Genomic DNA, 22909 nt, shown 5'->3' on the forward strand with positions numbered 1-22909 from the left:
CTCCTCAGTTCCACTGGTGGCGCTTGGGCAGCACGCCGTTGAGGGCGTAGTTGCCCAGCAGGTGGTATTTCCAGCGCACCGGGTCGTGCAGGGTGTGGGTGCGCGCATTGCGCCAGTGGCGGTCGAGGTTGTGCTCGCTGCGGGTGGCGGCGGTGCCGGCCAGCTCGAACAGCTTCTCGCTGGCCTCCAGGGCGATCTCGGTGGTGAGGATCTTCGCCGCGGCGATGGCCAGCGAGGCCTCGGCGCTGGACTCGGCGGTGACCGGCTTGGCCGCGATGCGGTCGAGGGTCTCGGCGGTCTCGCGCAGCACCTCGTTGGCGGCGTGCAGGTCGATCTGCAGGCGGCCGACCGCCTGGATGATGTAGGGGTCGTCGCTGGCGCGCTCGCCGCCGAAGTCGGTCCACGGCCGCGAGCGTTCGCGCACGAAGCGCAGGGTGTCGTCGATGGCGGCCTGGGCGATGCCGGCGTCGATGGCCGCCTGGATCAGCTGCGAGGCCGGGCCGCTGAGGCCCGGGCGATCGATCAGCTGCCAGGCCGGCAGCACGTCCTCGGGGGCGATGGCCACCGCGGAGAAGTGCACGCTGCCACTGGCGGTGGTGCGCTGGCCGATGCCCGACCAGTCGTCGACCACCTTGACGCCCTCGGCGTGGCGCGGGGCGAACACCAGCACGGTGAGGCCCTGTTCGTCCTCGGCGCGGCTGGGAATCCAGTGGGCGAACAGCGCGCCGGTGGAGTAGAAGCGCGTGCCGGAGAGGCGCAGGCTGCCTTCCTCGCGGTGCAGGCGGGTGGTCTGCGCCAGCATGCTCGACGTGCCGCGCGCCGGGCCGGCATTGCCGAAACGCTCGCCTGCCAGGATACGACCGTACAGACGCTGTTTCTGCGCGTCGCTGGCCAGCTCGTGCACGGCGAACAGTACGCCGAACTGGTTCTGCGGGATCTGCCCGAGCGCCGGGTCGGCGGCGCAGAGCAGGCGGAACACCTCGGCAATGGTGACGAAGGAGGCGCCGGCGCCGCCGTAGGCCTCCGGCACGGCGATGCCGCCCAGGCCGCTGGCGGTATAGCGGTCCAGTTCTTCCCAGGGCAGGCGACGCTCGCGGTCGCGCTCGGCGGCGCCGGCGGCGAACTCACCGGCCAGCTGACGGGCGACCTCGATGGCCTCGGCGTCGCTGTGGATCACCCGCACCTGGCTCGGATCGAGCGGCAGCGGGCGCGGATCTCGGGAGCGGAGCGCAGCCGGCCCCGGCGCCGTGGGGCGGCGCTGCAGAATTTCGGACATGGGGATACTCCTGCCGGGTGGCCGCCGGTGGCGGCGCCCGGATGTCGAATGGGTTACTTGCGTTTGTTGAGGGCGTGGGCCAGGCGGTCGCCGCCGAACTGGATCAGCGTCACCAGCAGCACCAGCAGGACGATCACGGTGACCATCACCTCGGTGTCGAAGCGCTGGTAGCCGTAGCGATAGGCCAGGTCGCCGAGGCCGCCGGCACCGATGGCGCCGGCCACCGCCGAGGCGTTGATCATGCTCACCAGGGTGATGGTGAAGCCGGCGACGATGCCCGGCCGCGCCTCGGGCAGCAGCACGTGCCAGACGATGTGCCAGCGTCGGCAGCCCATGGCCTGCGCCGCCTCGATCAAGCCGCGGTCGACCTCGCGCAGGCTGACCTCGGCGATGCGCGCGAAGAACGGGATGCAGGCCACCGTCAGCGGCACCACCGCCGCCCACACGCCGTAGCTGGTGCCGACAATCAGCCGGGTGAAGGGGATCAGCGCGACCATCAGGATCAGGAACGGGATCGAGCGCAGCACGTTGACCACGCTGCCGATGGCGCCGTTGGCCCAGCGCGCCTCGAAGATGCCGCCGCGCGTGCTGGTGACCAGGAACAGCGCCAGCGGGATGCCCAGCAGCAGGGTGATCAGCGACGAGGCGCCGATCATCAGCAGGGTGTCGAGGGTGCCCTGCAGCAGGCGGTCAAGCAGCAGCGACATAACCGAGCCCCCCCACGTGGTCGGCCAGGCCGCGCGCCCGCTCGAGGATCGCCGCGCGCGGTTCGCGCCCGTCCACCCCGACCAGCAGGTGGCCGAGGGCGCGGCCCTGGATGCGGTCGATGCCGCCGTGCACCAGGCGGCTGCGCGGCCCCAGCGCCTGGGCGATGGCCAGCAGGTCCGGCTCGCGCAGGCTGGCGCCGGTGAAGTGCAGGTCGAGCAGGAACAGGCTGTGCTCGTTCTCCGCTTGCGGGCGGATGCGTCCGACCAGGTCCTCCGGCAGGTCGTGCTGGCGGGTGCCGAGCAGGGTGCGGGTGACCTCGTGCTGCGGATCGCCGAACACCTGCCACACCGGGCCTTCTTCGACCACGCGACCACGTTCGAGCACCCCCACACGCTGGCAGATCTCGTGGATCACCTCCATCTCGTGGGTGATCAACACGATGGTCAGGCCGAGGCGACAGTTGATGTCGCGCAGCAGGGCGAGGATCGCCTGGGTGCTTTCCGGATCGAGCGCCGAGGTGGCCTCGTCGCACAGCAGGATCTGCGGCTCGTGGACCAGCGCGCGGGCGATGCCGACGCGCTGCTTCTGCCCGCCGGACAGCTGCGCTGGGTAGACGTCGCGCTTGTCACTGAGGCCGACCAGTTGCAGCAGTTCGCTGACCCGCCGCTCGATCTCGAAGGGCCGCGTGCCGGCGACCCGCAGCGGCAGCGCGACGTTGTCCCAGACGGTCTTCGCCGACAGCAGGTTGAAGTGCTGGAAGATCATCCCGACCCGCCGGCGCAGGGTGACCAGCTGGTCCTCGTCCAGTTGGCCGATGTCGACGCCGTCGATGCGCACCCGGCCGCTGCTCGGCTGCTCCAGGCGGTTGAGGGTACGGATCAGCGACGACTTGCCGGCGCCGCTGCGTCCGATGATCCCGAAGATCTCGCCGCGGCGGATGTTCAGGTCGATGTCGTCGAGCGCATGCACCACGCCCTGGCCGCCGCTGTAGGTCTTGCTCAGACCTTCGAGACGGATGTGGGTGATGGCCTGCTCGATATCGGATTCGTAGCGGCTCATGGCATCAGTTCTCCCAGCCCGGCGAGTAGAGTTTGCCCTGGGTCTGGTCGAGGGCCGCGCGCACTACCGGGGAGGTCTGGTAAACCTTGATGAAGGTGCGCAGGCGCTCGTCGTCCTGGCCTTGCGGACGGGTGACGAACTGGATGGCGTAGATCTTCTGTTCCTGGCCGTCGAAGATCAGCGCGCTTGCCGGGTCGATGGTGCCGGCCAGGCGCAGGTAGTGCGGCATGCCCTGGGCCAGGTCGACATCATCGAGGGTGCGCGCCAGCTGCACGGCCTCCAGCTCGATGATGTCGAGCTTCTTCGGGTTCTCCACGATGTCGGCCACGGTGGTCTGGTAGCCGGTACCGGGCTTGAGCTTGATCAAACCGGCCTTTTCCAGCAGCTGCAGGCCGCGTGCGCCGTTGACCGCGTCGCCGGCGATGGCCACCTTGGCGCCGACCGGCAGCTCGGCCAGGCTCTTGTACTTCTTCGAGTACAGGCCGACGTTGTTGATCACCCCAGGGGCGACCGCCTTGAGGTCGAAGCCGCCTTCCTTGTTGGCGTTGGTCAGGAAGGGGATGTGCTGGAAGTAGTTGGCGTCGATGTCGCCGTGGGCCAGGGTGACGTTCGGCGTCTTCCAGTCGCTGAACTCGACCAGCTCGACCTTGACACCCTGTTTGGCGGCTTCCGCGGCGGCGACTTCCAGCACCGGCACAAAGGCGGCGGTGGTGCCGAGCTTCAGCGGCTTGTCGCTGGCGGCATGGGCGACGCCCAGCGCCGAAGTAGCCACGGCTGCCAGGGTCAGCGACTTGAGCCACTTGGCGACGGCGCGGGACAGGGAAGTTGGGTTGGACATATATGACTCCTGAATCTGGATTCGAATTTATCGAGAGCGCTTGGCGCACTGTGAGTTCCGAGGAGCAAGTTGGATGCCAGTTTGGCGATAACGCGTTAAATGCGGGTGTCGCAGTTGTTTTTGTATATTCCGCTGTCGGAATTTCTTGCGAATTGTTTGCCATCTGTTGCGTGGCGGACAGTTGGCTGCGCAGGCGGTACGTGCGTTCTTGAGCGGCGGAGCGTGAACTTTCCATGCCGAGGATTTTCCGGAATAACCGTGTTTCAGCGGGCTGCCGGATATGCAACAGTTCGTGCGTATGGCTGTTTGTATGTGCACAGCGACGGCTCCCGGGAAGCGCTCCGCCTCTATTTATATTGCTGTTTTTCCAAGTGAATCAGCGGTTTGCAGCGGTTTTAGGGGTGGCACGCTAATTGCTGAACAACTTGGCATTCGATTCAGGCTGACTTCAGCCAAGCGTGCAAAGGAAGAACACCGATGAGCGTTAATACCAGCCGCAGAGCGGCCCTGAAAACCCTGGCCATGTTCGGCACCGCCGGTGCCGCGAGTATTATCCTGCCGGGATGCTGGGATAAGGAGAGTGGTGCTGCCAAGTCGGCCGGTGCGCCTGCCGTGGTGAAGAGTGTCGGCGACGCGATAGTGGAGTTCAAATATCCGGATAACCCCTCGTTCGATCTGATCTATCTGGCCGAGGAGCTGGGTTATTTCGAAGGGACCCGCGCGAAACCCAAATACGTCGGCAAGATTGCTGCCCCGCAGCTGATTCCCCTGGTTGGTACCGGCGAAATCGATTTCGGCACGCGCATGGTGCCGCTGGTGATTTCCGCGATCGCCAGCGGCCTGGACCTCAAGGTGGTGTCCGCTGGCGGCAAGACCCTGGAGGAGGCGCCGCACATGAAGTACTTCGTGCGCAAGGACTCGGGCATCCGCACGGCCAAGGATCTCGAAGGCAAGACCATCGGCTTCAACAGCTTCGGCGCCTGTGCCGAGTTCGTCACCAAGACCTACCTGCGCCAGCACGGCGTCGACGTGAACAAGATCAACTGGCTGGTGGTGCCGGACAACCAGGGCGAGCAGACCGTGGAAACCGGCAACATCGACTTGGCGATCATCCACCCGCCGCATTCCGGCGGCGCCGAGAACAACCCGGCGCTGCACAAGCTGTGGAGCGACTACGACCTCGACCGCGGCCTGGGCGGCATGGCGCCGTACAGCGCACATGGCAAGTTCATCCGCGAACATCCCGAGGCGACCCGCGATGTGGTTCGCGCCGTCGCCCGCGCCGGCAACTGGGTCAACGCCAATCCTGAGGAGGCGCGCAAGATCACCGCCCGACGCATCGGCATGGACCTCGGCAAGGTGGAGCGCTACGCCTACGTGGAGAACCTGGTGGTGACCGAGCCGCCGATCCAGTACTACATCGACATCCTCGAAAGCGAGGGCAAGATTCCGCGCGGCAAGGTCAAGGTGAAGGACGTCTACACCAACGAGTTCAACCCCTTCGCCGGCCAGAAGGTCTGAGGTGCGCAGCGTGAGCGGCAAGATCGTGGCGCACAACCTGCGCATGGAGTTCAGTGCCAGGAACGAGAGCGGCCAGGCCGAGCGGGTGGTCGCCCTGCAGGACTTCGACCTGGAGATCCGCGAGGGCGAGTTCCTCTCGGTGCTCGGCCCCTCGGGCTGCGGCAAGTCGACCTTCCTCAGCATCCTCGCCGGGCTGGCCGACAAGAGCGGCGGCAGCATCCACATCGATGGCAAGCCGCTGCAGGGCATCAACGCCAACCAGGGCGTGGTGTTCCAGGGTTACGCGCTGTTCCCCTGGCGCACCGTGCTGGAGAACATTGAGGTGGGCCTGGAGATCCGCGGAGTCGGCAAGGCCGAGCGCCGAGAGCGGGCCCGCGAGTACCTGGAGCTGGTCGGGCTGCACGGCTTCGGCGCGCGCTACCCCCACGAGATTTCCGGCGGCATGAAGCAGCGGGTGGCCATCGCCCGCTCGCTGGTCTACGAGCCGGACGTGCTGCTGATGGACGAGCCGTTCGCCGCACTCGACGCGCAGACCCGCGAGATCCTCCAGGGCGAGCTGCTGCGCATCTGGGACCAGCGCAAGAAGACCATCGTGTTCATCACCCACAGCCTCGACGAGGCGATCTTCCTCTCCGACCGCATCGCGGTGATGACCCACCGGCCCGGCCGGGTCAAGGAGATCATCGAGGTGCCGCTGGAGCGCCCGCGGCTGGCCGAGGTGCGCAACTCCGAGGAGTTCGTCCACTTGCGTCAGCGCGCCTGGGAGGTGCTCAAGGACGAGGTGCGCTTCGCCTCGGCACCGGTGCCGGCACCGACCTCGATACGCGCGGCCGACTGGCCGGCCAGCGCACAGACCGCCGAGATCAAGGGCTAGGGAGCTGTCATGAGAGTTTCGCTGAATCTGGCCGGGCTGTTCGAACGCAGCCTGGGCGTCCTGGTCTTCGTGCTGGTCTGGGAGCTGCTGCCGCGCCTGGGGCTGGCCAATCCGGGCTACCTCAGTCCGCCGTCGGCGGTGCTGCAGGCAATCTGGGAGCTGGCGCACAACGGCGCGCTGCTCAAGCATCTGGCGGCCAGCCTGCAGCGCTCGCTGGCCGGCCTGCTGCTGGCCATCGCCAGCGGGGTGAGCCTGGGCCTGCTGATGGGCTGGTTCGCCCGCCTGGAGGCCTTCGTCGATCCGCTGCTGCAGTTCTTCCGGCAGACCTCGGCGCTGGCGCTATTTCCGGTGTTCATCCTGTTCTTCGGCATCGGTGAGCTGTCCAAGGTGGCGATCATCTTCTGGGCGTCGTTCTGGCCGATCCTGCTCAGCACCATCAGCGGGGTGAAGCAGGTCGACAAGCTGCTGATCGACTCGGCCCGCTCCATGGGCGCCTCGCGCGGCTTCCTGTTCGCCAAGGTGGTGCTGCCGGCGGCCTCGCCGTCGATCTTCACCGGCATCCGCCTGGCCGGCGCGTACTGCGTTACCGCGCTGGTGGCGGCGGAAATGATCGGCGCGCATTCCGGGCTGGGCTTTTTGACCATCAACTCGCAGGAAGTCTTCCAGGTGCCGAGCATGTACGCCGGCATCCTGCTGCTGGCGCTGGTGGGGCTGCTGCTCAACCTGCTGCTGGCCCTGCTCGAGCGGCGCCTGACCCGCTGGCGCAAGGGGTTGAGCCACAATGCCTGAGCTGCTGGTGCCGGCCTGCCTCGACCCGTTGCGCCCGCCGCGCGAGGGCGTGCCTGGGCGTAATCCGGCTACGGTGCGCCTGGCGGTCGGGGTGCTGCTGATGCTGCTGGTCTTTGGTATCGGTCTGGTTGGCGCCGGTCGGCTCTGGCCGCGCGCTGTCCACCCCAGCGAGCTGCCGCCGGGGCCGCTGCTGGAAGCGGCGCGCGAGCGCGGCAAGCTGCTGATCGGCGTGCGTGCCTATGCCCGCCCGGCGCTGCCCGGTACGCCCGCGGTAGTGGAGCCGGACCTGGTCGATGCGGCGCTGGCCCAGGCGCTCGGTGAATACCTGCACCTCAAGGTCCAGCTGGTCGGCCTGCCGGCTGGACAGCGCGACCAGGCGTTGCAGGCGGGGCGGGTCGATCTGCTGGTAGCCGGCGTCGCCGAACGGCCGCTGGCCGGTGCGAATGCCGCGTTGCCGGCCTCCGCCCGCCACGGCGAGGGGCAGTTGCTGGCGCTGCGCAGCTTCGCCGGCGGGGGGGCGGCGAAGCTGCGCGGCCAGACCGTGTGCCTGGCCGAAGGCAGCCCCTACCGCCACGCGCTTTCCGCCCAGCAGGGCGCGGTTGCGCGCAGCTATCCCTCGGCGGTGCATGCCATCGCCGCCTTCATGGCCGGGGAGTGCGCGGCGCTGGCGGAGGAGGCGAGCCTGGTCGACTGGCTGCTGCTGCAGCCCGACTGGCGTTTCTACCGCCGCCTGCCAGTCACGCTGCAACCCTCGATTGCCGGCCATGTCCAGCTGCCCCGGGCCGAGCCGCAAACCGTGGCCTGGCTGAATGCCGCGCTGCACCACTGGCAGCGTCGCGCGGCCCATGACGCCGCGCTGGCGCGCTGGATCGGTGAGCTGAGCGTCGACGTCATCAAGCTGGAAGACGGCCTGATCTGCCATTGAAAATTCACGAATAACCGCTGATCGAGTTCATTACCCATGAGTCTGCAACTGGAAACCCTGCTGGCGTGCATCAAGGCCACTGCGGTCGAGCGCGATGCCCGTGGCGGCCATGCCGCCGAGGAAAAGGCCTTGCTGCGCGAGGCCGGTCTGCTGCGTCTGTCCATCCCCCGCGCCTACGGTGGCGATGAGCGGAGCTGGCAGGAGATCTACGCCCTGGTGCGCCGCATCGCTGCGGTCGACAGCTCGCTGGCCCACGTGTTCGCCTTCCATCATCTGCAGGTCGCCACCGTGCTGATCTACGGCAACGCGGAGCAGCAGGAGCGTCTGCTGCGCCAGACCATCGAGCGCCAGCTGTGGTGGGGCAACGGCATGAACCCGCTGGACCGCCGTCTGCTTGCCAGGCAGACCGCCAATGGGCTGCTGCTCGATGGCAGCAAGTCGTTCTGCTCGGGGATCGTCGGTTCGCAGTTGATGACCCTCTCGGCGGTGCTGGGCGAGGCGGTGCAACCACTACTGGCGGTGGTTTCCACCGAGCATCCGGGGGTGCAGATCCTCGACGACTGGGACCCCATCGGCCAGCGGCAGACCGACAGCAACTCGGTCCGCTTCGACCAGGTCCCCTTGCCGGAGCGGGATGTGCTGCGCGCGCCGGAAGTCGAGGCGACCGCCTTCCACACGCTGCGCAACTGCCTGGCCCAGCTGGTGCTGACCAACCTGTATTTGGGCATCGCCCAGGGCGCCTTCGCGGAGGCGCGCGACTATGCGCACACCCAGGCCCGCCCCTGGCTGGCTTCGACGGCGCAGCATGCCACCGACGACCCCTTCACCCAGAACCGTTTCGGGGAAATGCACGTGCAGATTGCCGCCGCCCGTGCCCTGGCGGATCGCGCGGCGGAGCTGGTCGATCGGGCCTTTGCCCGCGGCCCGGCGCTGACGGTCGGCGAGCGCGCCGAGGTGGCGGTCGCGGTGGCCGAAGCCAAGGTGCTGGCCCATCGCGCCGGTCTGTTCGCCAGGCAGGAATTGTTTGAAGTCGTGGGTGCCCGCGGCACCAGGGCCTCACTGGGCTTCGACCGCTTCTGGCGCAACGTGCGTACCCACACCTTGCACGACCCCATCGACTACAAGCTCAACATGCTCGGGCGCTGGGCGTTGAACGACGAGGCTCCCGACCCTCAGCGTTATTCGTGAGCTGTGGTGTGATGCCTGTGCGGCGCCAGCAACCAGCGGGGATCCTTGCCGTGCAGGCCCTGCAAGCCGTCGGCAAGCCAACGCTGGGTGGCTTTCTCCGCACGGTGGATGAGCTCGGCCGAGTGCGAGAAGTCGAAGGTGTTGATCGCTAGCGGGCACAAGGGCGGCAGCACGATCAGTTCACAGCGCCCGGCGAAGCGATCGACATCGGCCAGCAGCTGGCGCATGGCGAGCAGGTTGACAGCATGCAGCGCGATGGCCAGTGCGCCGTGCGGCGGCGCCTGCAGCGCGCAGGGCGTTCCGGTTGGCAGGATCACCACCCGGCTGGCTCCCAGGGCAACCGCAGCAGAGATCGGCGTGTTGCTGGCAATGCCGCCGTCCATCAACGGACGTCCGTCGATGACCACCACTGGAAACACGGCCGGGATGGCCACGCTGGCCAGTAGCGCCTGGCTGGCCGCGCCGGAAGAGAGGATGACCTCGGTGCCATCGAGCGCGTCGGTGGCGACCACATGGCAGGGCAGCGCGGCATCCTCCAGATTGCGGTAGGGAAGCCGCATCTCGATCAGACCCTGCAGTTTGCCGGGCAGCGTCAGGAAGTCGCGTTTGCCGAGCAGGCACATGAGGGTGTTGGTCGCCGACAGCGGGAAGACATCGGCGCGGTGCAGCTCCAGCCAGATGCTCTCGAGGCGCGCGACGCCGCTTTCATCGGGGGCCGCGGCGTAGTAGGCCGCATTGATCGCGCCCACCGAGGCGCCGACCACCAGGTCGGGGGTGATTTGCGCACGGCTCAGCGCCTTGAGCATGCCGACCTGCACGGCTCCGAGGCTGCCGCCGCCGGCCAGCACGAACGCGGTCTTCTGCGGACTCATGTCAGGGCGCCTCAATCGCTAGAGAATTATGCCCGCCAGTTTGTTCAGCAACTCTTCGAGCGGCATGATGGTCAGCAGTAGCGGTACCACCGGCAACAGCGTCGCAATTGACAGGCGGAGGACGACATCCCTCGTGACCGGGGCGAGGCGCATCTCCTGCACCACCGCGAAGCTGTTGCCGAGATCGGCCAGCGACTGGATATCGCCGCTGCCCACCAGCGGCTCATCGGCCGGGGCACCACCGCGCAGCCATTTGCTGTCGAACTCGCGCACGTAAGTCATTGCCAGACCGCCGTATTCGCGTAGGCCGATGCGCTTGGCGTTGGCCAGTTGCGTCGAGAACACGAAGAGCGGGGCCAGCACCAGGCACTCGACGAAGATCACCACCATGGCGATCTCGGCCTTGAACTCGGGCAGCGTGGCGCCGACGTAGAAGATCCGGTTGGCCAGCATGCCGGCCAGCAGGGCGCCGTAGGCCAGGGCCAGCGGCATGAACGCGTAGGCCGAGTTGGCCAGGAAGCCCAGGCCGCCGACCCGGTCCGGATGGGTGGGCACCAGGTTCAGCTCGATGCGCGACACCTGCCAGAGAAAGCGCATCCAGATGAGCGTGCGGAAGAACCAGCGGAGCAGCAGGAACTGGAAGATCGGTACGCTCACGTAGCCGTACCAGATCCCGGCCAGCGACAGGTCGAATCCCGAATCGGTCGGCACCGTGTACCAGGTGGCGGTGTCGAGGACGGCGGCGTTGCGCCACACTACCAGCACGCCAAACCCGTAGACGAACGCGATGAGCAGCACCTCGGCGGTCACCGAGTTGCGCAAACGCATGGTCGAGGCGACCGCGGCCTCGAATCGCGCCCGCGCAGCTTCCGGGACCAGCCGGCGGTCGAGGAACTGCCCGACCACCGGACGGATGCGCTGGTGGACGATCAGCTCGGCGCCGATCAGCAACGGCATCGCCACCAGGAAGCGGATATGCACATCGAAGTCCATCAGAAAGGGGATGGCCACCCCGCCGTCCAGCAGTTGCCCCTCGAGCGCAGAGAGCAGCAGCAACGGCAGCCAGGCCAGCAGGGCAATGACGACGATGCGTTTGCGCACCAGCTCGAGTGCATCGCCGGACAGCCGCGAGCGACGGAGCAGCTGGTATAGCGGGCCGCCCAGCACTAGCGAGAAATCAGCCGGATCGCTGATGAGTTTTTCAGGTGATGTCGGGTGATCAGCTAATGGTTTCATTCCGGCTCCCATGCCATGGCGACGTCGAGGTTCTTGCTGGCAGGCTCACTCGGCCGCCCGGAAACGGGCTCAAGCCTCGCCCAGATAATCCTTCTTGCCGATTGCCACCCCGTTATGGCGCAGGATGCCGTAGGCGGTGGTCAGGTGAAAATAGAAATTGGGCAGGGCGAAGTCGAGCAGATAGGCCTGCCCGGTGAAGTGAACTTCCTGGCTGTGCATCTTCAGGGTGATCGGACGCTCCTCGCTGCCGTCGACCTGCGCCGGCGTGATGCCTTTCAGGAAGGTCGCGGTCTGGGCGATGCGCTCCTGCAATTCGGCAAAGCTGGTTTCGATGTCCGGATAACTCGGCACCTCGATGCCGGCCAGTCGCGCGGCGCAGCCCTTGGCAGTGTCGGAAACGATCTGTACCTGGCGCAGCAACGGGAACATGTCGGGTGCGAGGCGGGCGTTGAGGAAGACCTCCGGCGCGATCTGCTGCGCCTCGGCATGGCTGGCGGCCTTCTGCAGGATGGCCGCGAGGTTCTCCAGGCCGCGGATGAGCAGAGGGATGGAGGCTTGGTACAGGGAGAGAGACATGTGCTAGCTCCTGAGCGGGAGGGACACTGGTGGCAGGAACACCGAATTGCTCGGCATCGACCGCTTCAAGATAGCTGATGGCGTGCTACCGGTCAGTTGCAGTGGTGGCTGGACTTGCAGGGGTGCATGTGTGGTGGCTGGCATGAGCCGGAAAAAGCTGATGCTGTGATGGCGTGTACCGTGAGCCCCGAGGGCAGGCGTTTCGCCTGCCCCTGGCGCTGAGTTGACGACGCGAGGCCGTGAGGTTCGTCGCGCGTGACTATCCCAGTTTGCCCGCCTGGTTTTGCAGGTTTGCCTGGGTGATGTTGCTGCCCGGCGGTACGCTGCGGGTCAGCCACACGTTGCCACCGATACTGGAGCCGGCGCCTATGGTGATGCGCCCGAGGATGGTCGCCCCAGCGTAGATCACCACGTCGTCTTCAACAATCGGGTGGCGCGGCTGACCCTTGACCAACTGGCCGGTGTCATCCGCGTCGAAGCGCTTGGCGCCAAGCGTGACCGCCTGGTAGATGCGTACCCGGTCGCCGATGATCGCCGTCTCGCCGATCACCACGCCGGTGCCGTGGTCGATGAAGAAGCTCGAGCCGATTCGCGCGCCGGGGTGGATGTCGATGCCGGTGGCCGAATGCGCCAGCTCGGAAGTCATCCGCGCCATCAGCGGCAGGCCGGCGTTGTACAGGTGATGGGCGATGCGGTGGTGGATGATGGCCACGATGCCGGGATAGCACAGCAGCACCTCGTCGACGCTGCGCGCCGCCGGGTCGCCGCGAAAGGCCGCCATCACGTCGTCGTCCAGCAGTCGGCGCAACTGCGGCAGGGTCAGGGCGAAGTCCTGCACGATGCTGCGGGCCTGTCGCTCGATCTCCAGGCTCGGTCGCAAACCATGGCCCAGCTCCAGGCAGATCTGTTGCAGGAGGGTGTTGAGCGCCGCGTCGAGGGTATGCCCGACGTAGAAGTCTTCGCTTTCCAGGCGCAGGTCGGCAGGCCCCAGCAGCATGGGAAACAAGGCGCCCGACAAAGCTTCGACCACCTCGCCCATGATCTTGCGCGATGGCAGTTCGCGCTCGTCTGGCTCGCAGCTTCGGCCATGCAGGGCCATCCAGTCGCTGCGGGCAGCACGCAACCTGTCGACAATGTTTTCCAACTGCCAGCCGTTTTGATGCAAAACCGCCAGCTTCAGGCTCTGATCGGCCATCTTTTTCCTCCACAAGTATCTTTTGTTCCCGCGCAAGATGGGAACCGTCTGACCATCCCTCTCCTTGACTCTGTCCTGCAGCCATGGTAGGCCACAAACTGGCCGGCCGCCCTGTCGCCGGTCGTAATCCCCCTCGAAACCTGCGGGCACCTTGAGCATTCGACCGCCGTCGGCCTTGGCAGCGGCACGGGCTGGCGCGAACGAGCGTTTGCCGTTGCTGTTGTTGAAGCAACTGTTGCCAGAACAACAGCAGATCAACAGTTTGCTGAAATGCGCACAGCCAGGGCCGCGGCCACGCTCCGAGCGCCTGGCCGGGAGTGGCAATCGCCACTCGCCATAATGCGATGTTGGCCAAGGATGCCGGCGCAAACGGCGCATTACTCGTACTTTTCATTGCGCATGATCGCTTTGGTACGCGCCTTGCTCTGGCTGCAGTACAGAGCGCCGCAGAGCACTCGCCTGAATATCCGCCAGCACTGCCGCTGCTGCGCGCCTTGCGATGACCGCGGTCCCACCGGGACCGCCGAGGCCATCCCACTTTCTTCTTGAGGCATGCATCCATGAGCCTGGACATTTTCTGGTTCCTTCCGACTTCCGGCGATACCCGCTATCTCGGCAAATCTTCCTCCGGCCGCCCGGCGACCAACGAGTACCTGCGGCAGATCGCGGTGACCGCCGAGAGCCTGGGCTACGACGGCCTGCTGATCCCCACCGGTTCGAGCTGCCTCGATCCCTGGGTCACCGCCGCCAGCCTGGTGCCGGTGACCAGCCGCATCAAGCTACTGGTGGCGCTGCGCACCTCGGTCAGCGGCCCGACTGCCAACGCCCGCCAGGCCGCCACCCTCGACCAGGCGCTGAAGGGTCGTCTGCTGCTCAACGTGGTGCCTGGCGGCGATGCTGCCGAGCTGGCTGCCGAAGGCGTCTACCTCAATCACGACGAGCGCTACGAGGCAGCGGATGAGTTTCTAAGCGTCTGGCGCGACCTGCTGCAGGGCAAGACCGTCGATTTCGAAGGCAGGCACGTCAACGTCAAGGGCGCGAAGAACTTCTTCCCGCCGGTGCAGAAGCCCTATCCGCCGCTGTACTTCGGCGGCTCATCAAAGGCGGCCCACGAGCTGGCGGCCAAGCACGTCGACGCCTACCTGACCTGGGGCGAGCCGCCAGCGGCGGTGGCCGAGAAGATCGCCGATGTGCGCGAGCGGGCGAAGAAGTACAACCGCACTGTGCGCTTCGGCGTGCGCCTGCACGTGATCGTGCGCGAGACCAACGAGGAGGCCTGGGCCGCGGCCGAGAAGCTGATCAGCCATCTGGACGACGAGACCATCGCCAAGGCCCAGGACAACTACGCGAAGATGGATTCCGAGGGTCAGCGGCGCATGGCCGCGCTGCACGGCGGGCGGCGCGACCAGCTGGAAGTCAGCCCCAACCTGTGGGCCGGCGTCGGCCTGGTGCGCGGCGGTGCCGGCACCGCGCTGGTCGGTGATCCGCAGACCGTCGCGGCGCGCTTGCTGGAGTACGTCGATCTGGGCGTCGACAGCTTCGTGCTGTCCGGCTACCCGCACCTGGAGGAGTCGATCCGCTTCGCCGAGCTGGTGTTCCCGCTGCTGCCGGGCAAGCAGGCGGTGACCGTCGAGGAGGAGCTGACCGGCGGCGCCTTCGACGTGCGCGCAACCAGGAAGGACGAGGCTGCGGCATGAAAGTCATCGACATGCGCTGCCGCCCGGCCTACCTGCACGACTTCTTCGGCGCCAACCCGGGTTCGCCTGGTTACGCCGCCGCGCGCTGGCTCAACCGCCGGGTCGGCACCCGTGGCAGCGACGAGCACTTCGCCCGCTCGCTGACCGCCGAAGGCTTCCTCGCCGAGGTGCGCGATGCCGGGCTGAGCCGCGCGGTGGTGGTCGGCCGCCACACGCCGAGCCAGCATCTGCCCAACGACTTCATCCACGAGATCGTCCACGGCCACGAGGAACTGCTCGGCATCGCCGGCATCGACCCGGCGCTGCAGGGGGTGGAGGGCGCCATCGCCGAGATCGACCGCGCCATCGACCGCCTGGGCCTGTCCGGCATCGATCTGGAGCCGGGCTTTGGTGAGCCGGCGCGCCATCCCGACGATCCGCTGTACTGGCCGATCTACGAGCACCTGGCGGCGCGCGGCATCCCGCTGTTTTTGATGAGCGGGCCGACCACCCCGGACCCGGCGTTCAATGATCCGGGCCGGCTGGCGAAGATCGCGCGGGCGTTCCCGACGTTGCGGATCGTCTGCTACCACGGCTACTGGCCGAACGTGGATCAGCTGCTCGGCGTGGCCTTCCGCTACGAGAACATCCTCGCCGTGCCGGACATGTACCTGTTCCTGCCCGGCAGCGCGGCTTTCGTCCAGGCAGCCAACGGCTTCCTCGGCGAGCAGCTGCTGTTCGGCTCGTCCTACCCGTTCCGGCCGATCGGCCAGTCGATCGACGATTTCCTCGCCCTCGGTTTCAAGGAAAGCGTGCTGGACAAGCTGCTCTGCGGCAATGCGGCGCGGCTGTTCGGCTTGCCGACCTGATAAGGTTGAAGAGGCCGCCGCGGTGGGTGAGCGGCAGCCGGCTAAGGCTGGGCCGATCTGCTGGCCCGGCCGTACATGGAACAGCTCGAGATACTCGATGAAAACCTTGGTGATTGTTGGCGGGGGGTTTAGCGGCGCAGCGCTGGCTGTCCAGTTTCTGCGCCATTGTCCTGAGAGCGACGAAGGCGTACGGCTTGTCCTGGTCAACCGCTCCGCCAGCATGGCACGGGGCTTGGCCTATGGCACGCCTGGCTCGCAGCACTGGCTCAATGTTCCGGCAGGCAATATGAGTGCGCTGGCTGATGAGCCGGATGATTTCCTGCACTTCTGTCAGCGGCAAATGGCCGATACGTCGGGTGAGGCATTTATCTCACGTCGCCTGTATGGGGATTATCTTGCGGAACTTGTGCAGCATGCGGCGCGCGGTGCGGCTTCCGGGGTGGAGTTGCAGCAGCGCGTCGCCGAGGTTCGAGCAGTTCATCCAGCTGCGCACGGGGTGACTGTCGAGCTGGCCGGTGCAGAGGCAATACAAGCCGACCATGTGGTGTTGGCTTTCGGTCATTTCGCCCCGATAGACCCGCCCGGCTTGTCCGTCTCCAATTTGGGAACTGCGCGTTATTGCGCTGATCCCTGGCAGGGCGATGCCCTGGCTGACCTGCCCGACGATGCCCCCGTGTTGCTGGTGGGATCGGGGCTGACGGCGTTGGACATGCTGCTGGAGCAGTTGCACCGGCAGCATCGGGGCAAGATTTTCATGTTGTCGCGCCGCGGTTTAATGCCGTTGGCCCATCGCCAGCAGCGAGACGAGACCAACCTGACCGCGGGTCTTCGCGAGCGGATATTGCAGGTACCACCGAGTACGCGTGCCTTGACCCGACACATTCGCCGGGAGGTCGATGCCTGTGCCCGCGATGGCGGTAACTGGCGTGATGTATTCGCCGCCCTGCGCCCGATCACACCGCTGTTGTGGCAGCGTTTGCCCGCAGAGGAGCGTCGGCGCTTCCTGCGCCATGTCCAGCCCTATTGGGATGTGCATCGTCACCGCGTCGCTCCGGAATCGCACCAGCGATTCCGGCAGGCGTTGGCGGATGGGCTGCTCAGGCCCATGGCGGGGCGTCTGCTCAATGTGCAGCCGCAGGGTGATGGCGTGAGCATTGATGTACGGCTGCGTGGTGCCAGCGACACGACGCGCTTGAATGTTGCACGTGTCATCAACTGCACGGGGCCAAACCTCAACCTGATGCGCATACGCGATCCGCTAGTGAGCCAGCTACGCGAGGAGGGTATCGTCTGCCCAGATGCGCACGGTCTCGGCCTTGAAGTTGATGAGAGTCTGGCGATCAAGAGCCGTGGCGGTGAGGTTTCGACACGGGTGAGCTACATCGGACCAATGCTGAAGGCTGGACTTTGGGAGGCCATAGCAGTGCCTGAATTACGCCGACATGCCCTGAATCTGGCGTTGCGATTGCAACAGATGTGAGTGAACTGTAGATGGCGGCGGGGTTATGCTCTTGGTTTCCCCGCTGCCGTTGTCTCGCTGACTGCCAGACAAAAGCCAGTATCAGACAGCCTGCGCACCTGTCGGCCCTTGTCCCCGGAATCCCGCCATGTCCGAACCTACCCCCGGTTTTGCCACCCGCGCCGTGCACAGCGGCAACGACGTCGACCGGCACATGGTCACCCACGCCAAGACCCTGCCGATCTACCAGACCTCGGTGTTCGTCTACGAATCCTTGGCGCAGGTCGACGACTTCCTCGCCGGCAACCCCGACAACTTCATGTACACGCGCATCGGCAACCCCAACCCGGCGGCGCTGGAGGCGCTGATTCGCGATCTGGAAGGGGGGGAAGACGCGCTGTTCTGCGCCTCGGGGATGGCGGCGATCAGCGCGGCGCTGCAGGGCGTGCTGAGTGCCGGCGACCACCTGATCGCCAGCCGCGAGCTGTACGGCACCACCCAGAGCCTTATCGAGAAGGAGCTGGGCCGCTTCGGCATCGCTTCCACGCTGGTCGACATCGGCGACCTGGCTGCGGTCGAGGCGGCGATCACCCCGCAGACCCGACTGATCTACACGGAAACCGCGTCCAACCCGCTGGTGCGAGTCAGCGACATCCCGGCGCTCGCCGCGCTGGCCAGGCGCCGCGGCCTCAAGCTGGTGGTCGACAACACCTTCCTGTCGCCGGCGCTGTATCGCCCGCTGGCCGACGGCGCCGACCTGGTGCTGCACAGCACCACCAAGTATCTCAACGGCCACAGCGATGCCACCGGCGGTATCCTCGCCGGCGATACCGAGTGGGTGGCGCAGGCGCGGCGCTTCCAGATCAACGCCGGCGGCAGCGCCAGTCCGTTCGAGGCCTGGCTGACCTTCCGCGGCGCCAAGACCCTGGCCCTGCGCATGCAGGCCCACTCGCGCAACGCTCAGGCGCTGGCCGAGGCCCTCGAAGCCCATCCCAAGGTGGCGCGGGTCTACTACCCGGGGCTGGCCTCGCATCCGGACCACGCGCTGGCGCAGCGGCTGTTCCGCAACGGCAACTCGGGGATGCTCAGCTTCACCCTCAAGGGTGGGCTGGCCGAGGTCGACCGGCTGATCCAGAGCCTCGAGCTGGCGGTGTTCGCTCCGTCGCTGGCCGGAGTGGCGACCAGCATCAGCCATCCCGGCAAGACTTCGCACCGTGCGCTGGCGCCGGAAACCCTGGCCAGCCTGGACATCCACGACGGCACCGTGCGTGTCTCGGTGGGCATCGAGGAGGCGGCGGACATAGTCGCCGACTTCATGCAGGCGCTGGATCGGCTCTGATTCGGGCGGACCAAAACGAACGCGGCCTCTATTCAGAGGCCGCGTTGTTGTTATCGAGCAAACATCATCCCGGCGCGTGACTCCAGCGCCGGTACAGCGCCCGCGCGGCGGCGTCCAGGCAGAAGCCGAGCACGCCGATCAGCAGCACCATGGCCATCAGCTCCGAATAGGCCAGGCGGTCGCGGGTGTCGAGGATGTAGTAGCCCAGGCCGGCGCTGACGCCGAGCATCTCGCAGGGTACCAGCACGATCCACAGAATGCCGATGGCCAGGCGCACGCCGGTCAGCACGTGACCGAGCACCCCCGGCAGGATCACCCGCGAGAGGGTTTCCCAGCGCGTGGCGCTGAGGCTGCGGGTCAGCTGCAGCCAGCGCTGGTCGAGGCTCTTCACCCCGGCGGCGGTGTTGAGCAGGATCGGCCACACCGCGGCGAAGGCCAGCAGGAAGTAGATCGGCCGGTCGCCGACGCCCATCAGCATCACCACCACCGGCATCCACGACAGCGGCGAGATCATCCGCAGGAACTGGAAGGCCGGAGTGGTTGCCCACTCCAGCTGGCGCGAGGCACCGATCAGCAGGCCCAGCGGTACGCCGACCAGCAGCGCCAGCGACAGGCCGACCAGGATGCGCTGCAGGCTGACGCGGATGTGCTCGTACAGTTCGCCGCGACCGAGCAGCTCGATCAGGCTGACAAAGGTGGCCTGCGGCGAGAACAGCGCCGCCAGGCCAGAGCCCGAGCCGAACAGCGCCACGCCCAGCCACCACAGGCCCAGCAGCAGGAACAGCCCGCCCAGGCCGAGCAGCCAGGACCAGCCGTGGTTCTTCACAGCATTCAAACGCGGATCTCCTCGGTTCTGTCAAAGCTGTCGGGCAGACCGAAGGCCTTGAGCCCGCCCACCGCCGCCAGGCTGTTGCGCACGAAGCGGTCGTCGACCAGCTCGCGGGCGGCCTGTTGCGGGTCGAGACTGGCGAGGAAGCCCTTGTCGCCCTCGATCACGGTGTCCTTGAGCCTGCGCACCAGTTCCTCGGTGTAGCTGGGGAACGGGTAGGGCTGGAAGTCGATGCGCCGGTCGTCCCACGCCTGATGCTGGATGGCGCCGCTGGCCAGGTACTGGGCGCGCTCGGCGGCCTCCGGGGCCAGCACCCGGCGCAGCACCTCGGGGGCGTGCGGGGTGTAGCGGTTGGCGCCGTCCTTGGACAGCAGCTGCGCGGCTTCCGCGCGATGCTCGCGGGTCCACAGCTGGGCCTTGACGATGGCGTTGACCACCTTCTGCGACCACTCCGGGCGGTTGTTCAGGTCGTGCTCGTGCATGAACACCACGCAGCAGGCGTGGTTGCGCCACACGTCGCCGGTGAAGCGCTGGATGCGGCCGACCTGGAGATTCTCGGCCAGGGCGTTGAACGGCTCGGCGACGATGTAGCCGGCGATGCGCTTGGTCGCCAGCGCCGGCGGCATGTCCGAGGGCGGCAGCACGACAAGGTTGACCTCGTTGGCGGCGATGGCGCTGCCCGCCGGCTTGCTCACCGGAGTCAGGCCGCTGTCGCGGAACACCTGCTGCACCACCACGTTGTGGATCGAGTACCAGAACGGGATGGCCACCGACTGGCCGCCCAGTTGCTTGACCTCGCTGATGCCGGGGGCGACGGTCAGCCCGGAGCCGCCGACGTGGTTCCAGGCCACCACCTTGGCCGGCACCTTGCTGGCGAAGCGCGCCCATACGGTCATCGGCGACAGCAGGTGGATGACGTTGACCTGCCCGGAGATGAACGCCTCGATCACCTGCGCCCAGCTACGCAGCAGCACCGGGCGCTCGGACTGGATGCCTTCGGCCTCGAACAGGCCGTTGTTGTGCGCCACCAGCAGCGGCGTGGCGTCGGTGATCGGCAGGTAGCCGATACGCACCGGGGCGTCCGGTTCGGCGGCGGCGCGCGCCTGCAGACTGGTCAGCAGCGGCAGGAGGGCCGCCCCGGCGCCAAGCAGGCTGCTCAGCTTGAGGAAGTCGCGGCGCGAGTGAATGGGGTCGTTGCAGTCGTGGCACATGGCAAGTCTCCAGCGGATCGGGTATGGGAATCGTGGCTGCGGCTTGCCCGCCGTAGGGTTTTGAGAATGTCGATGCGCAACTGGCCAAGCTCGTCGACCAGCTCCTCGCGGGGCTGCGGCAGGTCGACGTGCCACTCGCCGAGGGCGTGCGCTGGGGTTCCGCCCAGTAGCAGGATGCGCTCGGAAAGTAGCAGGGCCTCATCGATGTCGTGGGTGATCAGCACCGCGGCGGTCTGTCGCTCGCGGACGATCCTGAGCAGCAGTTGCTGCATGTCGGCGCGGGTCACCTCGTCCAGCGCTCCGAAGGGTTCGTCAAGCAGCAGCACGTGCGGCTCGCGCGCCAGGCAGCGGGCCAGTGCGGTGCGCTGGGCCATGCCGCCGGAGAGCTCCGCCGGGTAGCGGCCGCGGGCCTGCTGCAGGCCCACCGCGGCGATGGCTTGGTCGACAAGGGCATCGCGCTCGGCAGCGCCGCGCTTAGGCTGGTGCTTGAAGTCCAAGCCGAAGGCGACGTTGTGCTCGAGGTTCAGCCAGGGCAGCAGCGACGGGTCCTGGAAGGCCACCGCTACACGCGGGTGCGGGCCGGCGAGCGCCTCGCCGAACAGGCGCACCTCGCCTTCCAGTGGCGCCTGCAGACCGGCCAGCACGCGCAGCAGGCTGGACTTGCCGACGCCGCTGGGGCCGAGGAGGGTGACGATCTCGCCCGGTTGCAGGCGCAGGTCGAAGTTCTCCAGAATCCGGCGCAGTCCCTCGGGTTGTCGATAGCCGAGGGCGATGCTGCTGGCCTGCAGCACCGGTGTATTCATGCGTCGGCTCCCGCCGCCTGGCGCTGCAGTTCGCCGCGCAGCTGCACCAGGCTGGGGGTGACGATGGGCACGAAGGCCGACTCGCGCAGGCGGCGGGCGAAGCCGGCGCCGTACTGTTGCAGGTAGGCCTTGCCGCCGCTGGCCTGCAGCTCCAGCTGCACTGCCTGTCCGGCCAGCTCGGCCAGGGCGATACGCAGATGGAACATGCTGGCCGGTTCGCTCTGGAAGCGTCCGGCGCACAGGCCATGCTTGAGTTCGGCAGCGCACTGTTCGAGCTGCGCGCACAGCTCACGCCATTCCGCCTCCAGCACCGAGCGGCTGCCGGCCAGGTGGCGTTCGACCTCCTGCAGGCAGCGGCGGGTCAGGCCGATGGTCATTCCACACTGCAGACCCAGGAAGCCGGGGCGCACGCGCGGCAGGTACTGCCGGGCGTCGCCGGCCAGCAGCCAGTCGTGCTGCAGCTGCAGGGCGTCGAGCTGCAGCGCCGCGGTATTGCTCGATTGCAGGCCGAGCAGCTGCAGATCCTCGCTGCGGGTGAGGCCGGGCAGATCGTCGGGGATGGCGGCAATGAACGGCGCGGCGCCCGACAGCTCGACCGCCGCGGCGACCACGAAGCCGCGCTTGCGCAGGTTGGTGACCCACGGCAGACGACCGTCCAGTTGCCAGCCGGCGGCGGTCGGCGCGGCGCGCACGCCCAGCTCCTCGATGCCCGACAGGTACTTCATGGCATTCGACAGGCCGGTGGCGCCGGCCACTTCACCGCTCAGCAGGTCGCCGAGCAGTCGCTCGCGCAGGGTGGCGTTGTCGGTATGCAGCAGGTATTCGATGAAGGTGCGTTGGCCCCACAGCACGAAGGCGGCGGTCAGCGAGTGGCCGGCAACGGCGGCAATGGCCTCCACGGCTGCACAGGTGTCGCCACCGGCACCGCCGTACTGCTCGTCCACGCCTAGGCCGAGCACGCCGGCACTGGCCAGCTGCGGCAGGACGTCATCGGCTTCGCGCAGACCGCGATCCAGGGCGTCCGCTTCGGCTTCGAGCCAGTGGCTCAGGTTGCTATCCAGCATGGTCGTTCTCTCCCGGGCAGATGGACGTGGTATTCAGGCGCCGACGGCTTCCCAGCGGTAGCGGCCCAGCTCGGGGTTGAGCGGGGTGCGGGCAAAGCTGTTGGCGAAGTTGCACAGGGTCGCCAGGCTGACGCCGAGGATCACTTCCAGCGCCTGGCCCTCGCTGAAGCCGGCGTCGCGGAAGGCGGCGTAATTGCCCTCGGCGACGTTGCCGCGGGTGGCGATCACCTGGCGGGTGAACTCGGCCAGTGCCTCGTAGCGCGCATCCGGCAGTTCGCCACGGGCGCGCAGCGCCTCGATCACTTCGGCCGGCAGCTTGGCCTTGTTGGTGGCCACGGCGGTATGGCCGGCAACGCAGAAAGTGCAACCATGGGTGGTGGCGGCGATCAGCTGGATCACCTCGCGCTCGGCCAGGCCGAGGCTGGCCTTGCCGTTGAGGGCGGAAACGGTGACGTAGGTCTCCAGCGCCGCCGGCGCGTTGGCCAGCACCGCCAGCAGGTTGGGGACGAAGCCGGAGTTGTTCAGGGCGTTCTCGAGGAACGGACGCGCTTCGGCGGGGGCGCTTTCCAGGGTGTGCAGGGTGACGCGGGACATGGACAGGA

General features: G+C 67.2%; 21 protein-coding genes and 1 pseudogene. 9 read left to right on the plus strand and 13 right to left on the minus strand.

Annotated features, from left to right (window positions below):
- Positions 1–4 precede the first annotated feature (4 nt).
- The 4 genes from KRX52_RS19805 to KRX52_RS19820 are packed head-to-tail and all read right to left on the minus strand — an operon-like array spanning position 5 to position 3881.
- Positions 5–1276, minus strand: a complete 1272-nt coding sequence (locus KRX52_RS19805; protein WP_217683452.1) for an SfnB family sulfur acquisition oxidoreductase — start codon at positions 1274–1276, stop codon at positions 5–7.
- A 53-nt stretch (positions 1277–1329) separates the two neighbouring features.
- Positions 1330–1977: a methionine ABC transporter permease gene (locus tag KRX52_RS19810; protein WP_437439721.1), complete on the minus strand. Its 648-nt coding sequence runs from the start codon at positions 1975–1977 to the stop codon at positions 1330–1332.
- Positions 1967–3043, minus strand: coding sequence for a methionine ABC transporter ATP-binding protein (locus tag KRX52_RS19815; protein ID WP_217683454.1), 1077 nt, complete (start codon positions 3041–3043; stop codon positions 1967–1969). The genes KRX52_RS19810 and KRX52_RS19815 overlap by 11 nt, the downstream gene beginning before the upstream one ends.
- Positions 3044–3047: 4 nt before the next feature.
- The gene (locus KRX52_RS19820) at positions 3048–3881 is read right to left on the minus strand and encodes a MetQ/NlpA family ABC transporter substrate-binding protein (RefSeq protein WP_217683455.1); all 834 of its coding nucleotides are present in this window, start codon (positions 3879–3881) and stop codon (positions 3048–3050) included.
- A 477-nt stretch (positions 3882–4358) separates the two neighbouring features.
- Between KRX52_RS19820 and KRX52_RS19825 the strand changes: the two genes are divergently transcribed.
- From KRX52_RS19825 to KRX52_RS19845, 5 genes are read left to right on the plus strand one after another with little or no spacing between them, the layout of a single operon-like run.
- On the plus strand, positions 4359–5402 hold the full coding sequence (locus KRX52_RS19825) for an ABC transporter substrate-binding protein (RefSeq protein WP_217683456.1): 1044 nt from the start codon (positions 4359–4361) through the stop codon (positions 5400–5402).
- A 10-nt stretch (positions 5403–5412) separates the two neighbouring features.
- A complete protein-coding gene (locus KRX52_RS19830; protein ID WP_367890562.1) occupies positions 5413–6276 on the plus strand; it encodes an ABC transporter ATP-binding protein in 864 nt (287 codons plus the stop codon).
- 9 nt (positions 6277–6285) lie between these two features.
- The gene (locus tag KRX52_RS19835; RefSeq protein WP_217683457.1) at positions 6286–7065 is read left to right on the plus strand and encodes an ABC transporter permease; all 780 of its coding nucleotides are present in this window, start codon (positions 6286–6288) and stop codon (positions 7063–7065) included.
- A complete protein-coding gene (locus tag KRX52_RS19840; protein ID WP_217683458.1) occupies positions 7058–7990 on the plus strand; it encodes a type 2 periplasmic-binding domain-containing protein in 933 nt (310 codons plus the stop codon). Before KRX52_RS19835 ends, KRX52_RS19840 begins: the two co-directional genes overlap by 8 nt.
- 36 nt (positions 7991–8026) lie before the next feature.
- Complete coding sequence (locus KRX52_RS19845) at positions 8027–9178, plus strand: acyl-CoA dehydrogenase family protein (RefSeq protein WP_217683459.1); 1152 nt, start codon at positions 8027–8029, stop codon at positions 9176–9178.
- On the opposite strand, the gene KRX52_RS19850 is transcribed toward KRX52_RS19845, so the two are convergent.
- The 4 genes from KRX52_RS19850 to epsC all read right to left on the minus strand — a co-directional run bounded on the left by KRX52_RS19850 (position 9169) and on the right by epsC (position 13057).
- Positions 9169–10050 (minus strand): patatin-like phospholipase family protein, encoded by an 882-nt coding sequence (locus KRX52_RS19850; RefSeq protein WP_217683460.1) that lies wholly within the window; start codon positions 10048–10050, stop codon positions 9169–9171. The two genes, KRX52_RS19845 and KRX52_RS19850, sit on opposite strands and share 10 nt — an antisense overlap.
- Before the next feature lie 18 nt (positions 10051–10068).
- Positions 10069–11286, minus strand: coding sequence for a hypothetical protein (locus KRX52_RS19855; RefSeq protein WP_217683461.1), 1218 nt, complete (start codon positions 11284–11286; stop codon positions 10069–10071).
- Positions 11287–11355: 69 nt separating this feature from the next.
- The gene (locus KRX52_RS19860) at positions 11356–11862 is read right to left on the minus strand and encodes a DUF1993 domain-containing protein (protein ID WP_217683462.1); all 507 of its coding nucleotides are present in this window, start codon (positions 11860–11862) and stop codon (positions 11356–11358) included.
- Positions 11863–12121: 259 nt separating this feature from the next.
- Positions 12122–13057: a serine O-acetyltransferase EpsC gene (gene epsC, locus KRX52_RS19865; RefSeq protein WP_217683463.1), complete on the minus strand. Its 936-nt coding sequence runs from the start codon at positions 13055–13057 to the stop codon at positions 12122–12124.
- Between the two features lie 560 nt (positions 13058–13617).
- Between epsC and ssuD the strand changes: the two genes are divergently transcribed.
- The 4 genes from ssuD to KRX52_RS19885 all read left to right on the plus strand — a co-directional run bounded on the left by ssuD (position 13618) and on the right by KRX52_RS19885 (position 18400).
- Positions 13618–14754 (plus strand): FMNH2-dependent alkanesulfonate monooxygenase, encoded by a 1137-nt coding sequence (gene ssuD / locus KRX52_RS19870; protein ID WP_217683464.1) that lies wholly within the window; start codon positions 13618–13620, stop codon positions 14752–14754.
- A complete protein-coding gene (locus tag KRX52_RS19875; RefSeq protein ID WP_217683465.1) occupies positions 14751–15602 on the plus strand; it encodes an amidohydrolase family protein in 852 nt (283 codons plus the stop codon). The genes ssuD and KRX52_RS19875 overlap by 4 nt, the downstream gene beginning before the upstream one ends.
- Positions 15603–15699: 97 nt before the next feature.
- Complete coding sequence (locus KRX52_RS19880; RefSeq protein WP_217683466.1) at positions 15700–17082, plus strand: FAD/NAD(P)-binding protein; 1383 nt, start codon at positions 15700–15702, stop codon at positions 17080–17082.
- 127 nt (positions 17083–17209) lie between these two features.
- On the plus strand, positions 17210–18400 hold the full coding sequence (locus tag KRX52_RS19885; protein ID WP_217683467.1) for a trans-sulfuration enzyme family protein: 1191 nt from the start codon (positions 17210–17212) through the stop codon (positions 18398–18400).
- Positions 18401–18464: 64 nt separating this feature from the next.
- On the opposite strand, the gene KRX52_RS19890 is transcribed toward KRX52_RS19885, so the two are convergent.
- The 5 genes and pseudogenes from KRX52_RS19890 to KRX52_RS19910 form a co-directional block, all read right to left on the minus strand.
- On the minus strand, positions 18465–19226 hold the full coding sequence (locus KRX52_RS19890; protein ID WP_217683591.1) for an ABC transporter permease: 762 nt from the start codon (positions 19224–19226) through the stop codon (positions 18465–18467).
- 5 nt (positions 19227–19231) lie between these two features.
- Complete coding sequence (locus KRX52_RS19895) at positions 19232–20440, minus strand: ABC transporter substrate-binding protein (RefSeq protein ID WP_217683468.1); 1209 nt, start codon at positions 20438–20440, stop codon at positions 19232–19234.
- A pseudogene (locus KRX52_RS19900) lies at positions 20433–21243 on the minus strand (ABC transporter ATP-binding protein); the annotation flags it as partial. The pseudogene KRX52_RS19900 and the gene KRX52_RS19895, both read right to left, overlap by 8 nt.
- Positions 21240–22307: an acyl-CoA dehydrogenase family protein gene (locus KRX52_RS19905; RefSeq protein ID WP_217683470.1), complete on the minus strand. Its 1068-nt coding sequence runs from the start codon at positions 22305–22307 to the stop codon at positions 21240–21242. The pseudogene KRX52_RS19900 and the gene KRX52_RS19905, both read right to left, overlap by 4 nt.
- Before the next feature lie 33 nt (positions 22308–22340).
- The gene (locus tag KRX52_RS19910; RefSeq protein ID WP_217683471.1) at positions 22341–22901 is read right to left on the minus strand and encodes a carboxymuconolactone decarboxylase family protein; all 561 of its coding nucleotides are present in this window, start codon (positions 22899–22901) and stop codon (positions 22341–22343) included.
- Between the last annotated feature and the right edge of the window lie 8 nt (positions 22902–22909).

The organism is Geopseudomonas aromaticivorans (assembly GCF_019097855.1).
Lineage (GTDB): Bacteria > Pseudomonadota > Gammaproteobacteria > Pseudomonadales > Pseudomonadaceae > Geopseudomonas > Geopseudomonas aromaticivorans.

Coding starts and splice junctions, on each gene's coding strand:
- KRX52_RS19905 (WP_217683470.1), bottom strand. CDS start 22,307: ATGCTGGATAGCAACCTGAGCCACTGGCTCGAAGCCGAAGCGGACGCC.
- KRX52_RS19820 (WP_217683455.1), bottom strand. CDS start 3,881: ATGTCCAACCCAACTTCCCTGTCCCGCGCCGTCGCCAAGTGGCTCAAG.
- KRX52_RS19850 (WP_217683460.1), bottom strand. CDS start 10,050: ATGAGTCCGCAGAAGACCGCGTTCGTGCTGGCCGGCGGCGGCAGCCTC.
- KRX52_RS19910 (WP_217683471.1), bottom strand. CDS start 22,901: ATGTCCCGCGTCACCCTGCACACCCTGGAAAGCGCCCCCGCCGAAGCG.
- KRX52_RS19805 (WP_217683452.1), bottom strand. CDS start 1,276: ATGTCCGAAATTCTGCAGCGCCGCCCCACGGCGCCGGGGCCGGCTGCG.
- KRX52_RS19835 (WP_217683457.1), top strand. CDS start 6,286: ATGAGAGTTTCGCTGAATCTGGCCGGGCTGTTCGAACGCAGCCTGGGC.
- KRX52_RS19855 (WP_217683461.1), bottom strand. CDS start 11,286: ATGAAACCATTAGCTGATCACCCGACATCACCTGAAAAACTCATCAGC.
- epsC (WP_217683463.1), bottom strand. CDS start 13,057: ATGGCCGATCAGAGCCTGAAGCTGGCGGTTTTGCATCAAAACGGCTGG.
- ssuD (WP_217683464.1), top strand. CDS start 13,618: ATGAGCCTGGACATTTTCTGGTTCCTTCCGACTTCCGGCGATACCCGC.
- KRX52_RS19845 (WP_217683459.1), top strand. CDS start 8,027: ATGAGTCTGCAACTGGAAACCCTGCTGGCGTGCATCAAGGCCACTGCG.
- KRX52_RS19840 (WP_217683458.1), top strand. CDS start 7,058: ATGCCTGAGCTGCTGGTGCCGGCCTGCCTCGACCCGTTGCGCCCGCCG.
- KRX52_RS19875 (WP_217683465.1), top strand. CDS start 14,751: ATGAAAGTCATCGACATGCGCTGCCGCCCGGCCTACCTGCACGACTTC.
- KRX52_RS19895 (WP_217683468.1), bottom strand. CDS start 20,440: ATGTGCCACGACTGCAACGACCCCATTCACTCGCGCCGCGACTTCCTC.
- KRX52_RS19885 (WP_217683467.1), top strand. CDS start 17,210: ATGTCCGAACCTACCCCCGGTTTTGCCACCCGCGCCGTGCACAGCGGC.
- KRX52_RS19815 (WP_217683454.1), bottom strand. CDS start 3,043: ATGAGCCGCTACGAATCCGATATCGAGCAGGCCATCACCCACATCCGT.
- KRX52_RS19860 (WP_217683462.1), bottom strand. CDS start 11,862: ATGTCTCTCTCCCTGTACCAAGCCTCCATCCCTCTGCTCATCCGCGGC.
- KRX52_RS19825 (WP_217683456.1), top strand. CDS start 4,359: ATGAGCGTTAATACCAGCCGCAGAGCGGCCCTGAAAACCCTGGCCATG.
- KRX52_RS19880 (WP_217683466.1), top strand. CDS start 15,700: ATGAAAACCTTGGTGATTGTTGGCGGGGGGTTTAGCGGCGCAGCGCTG.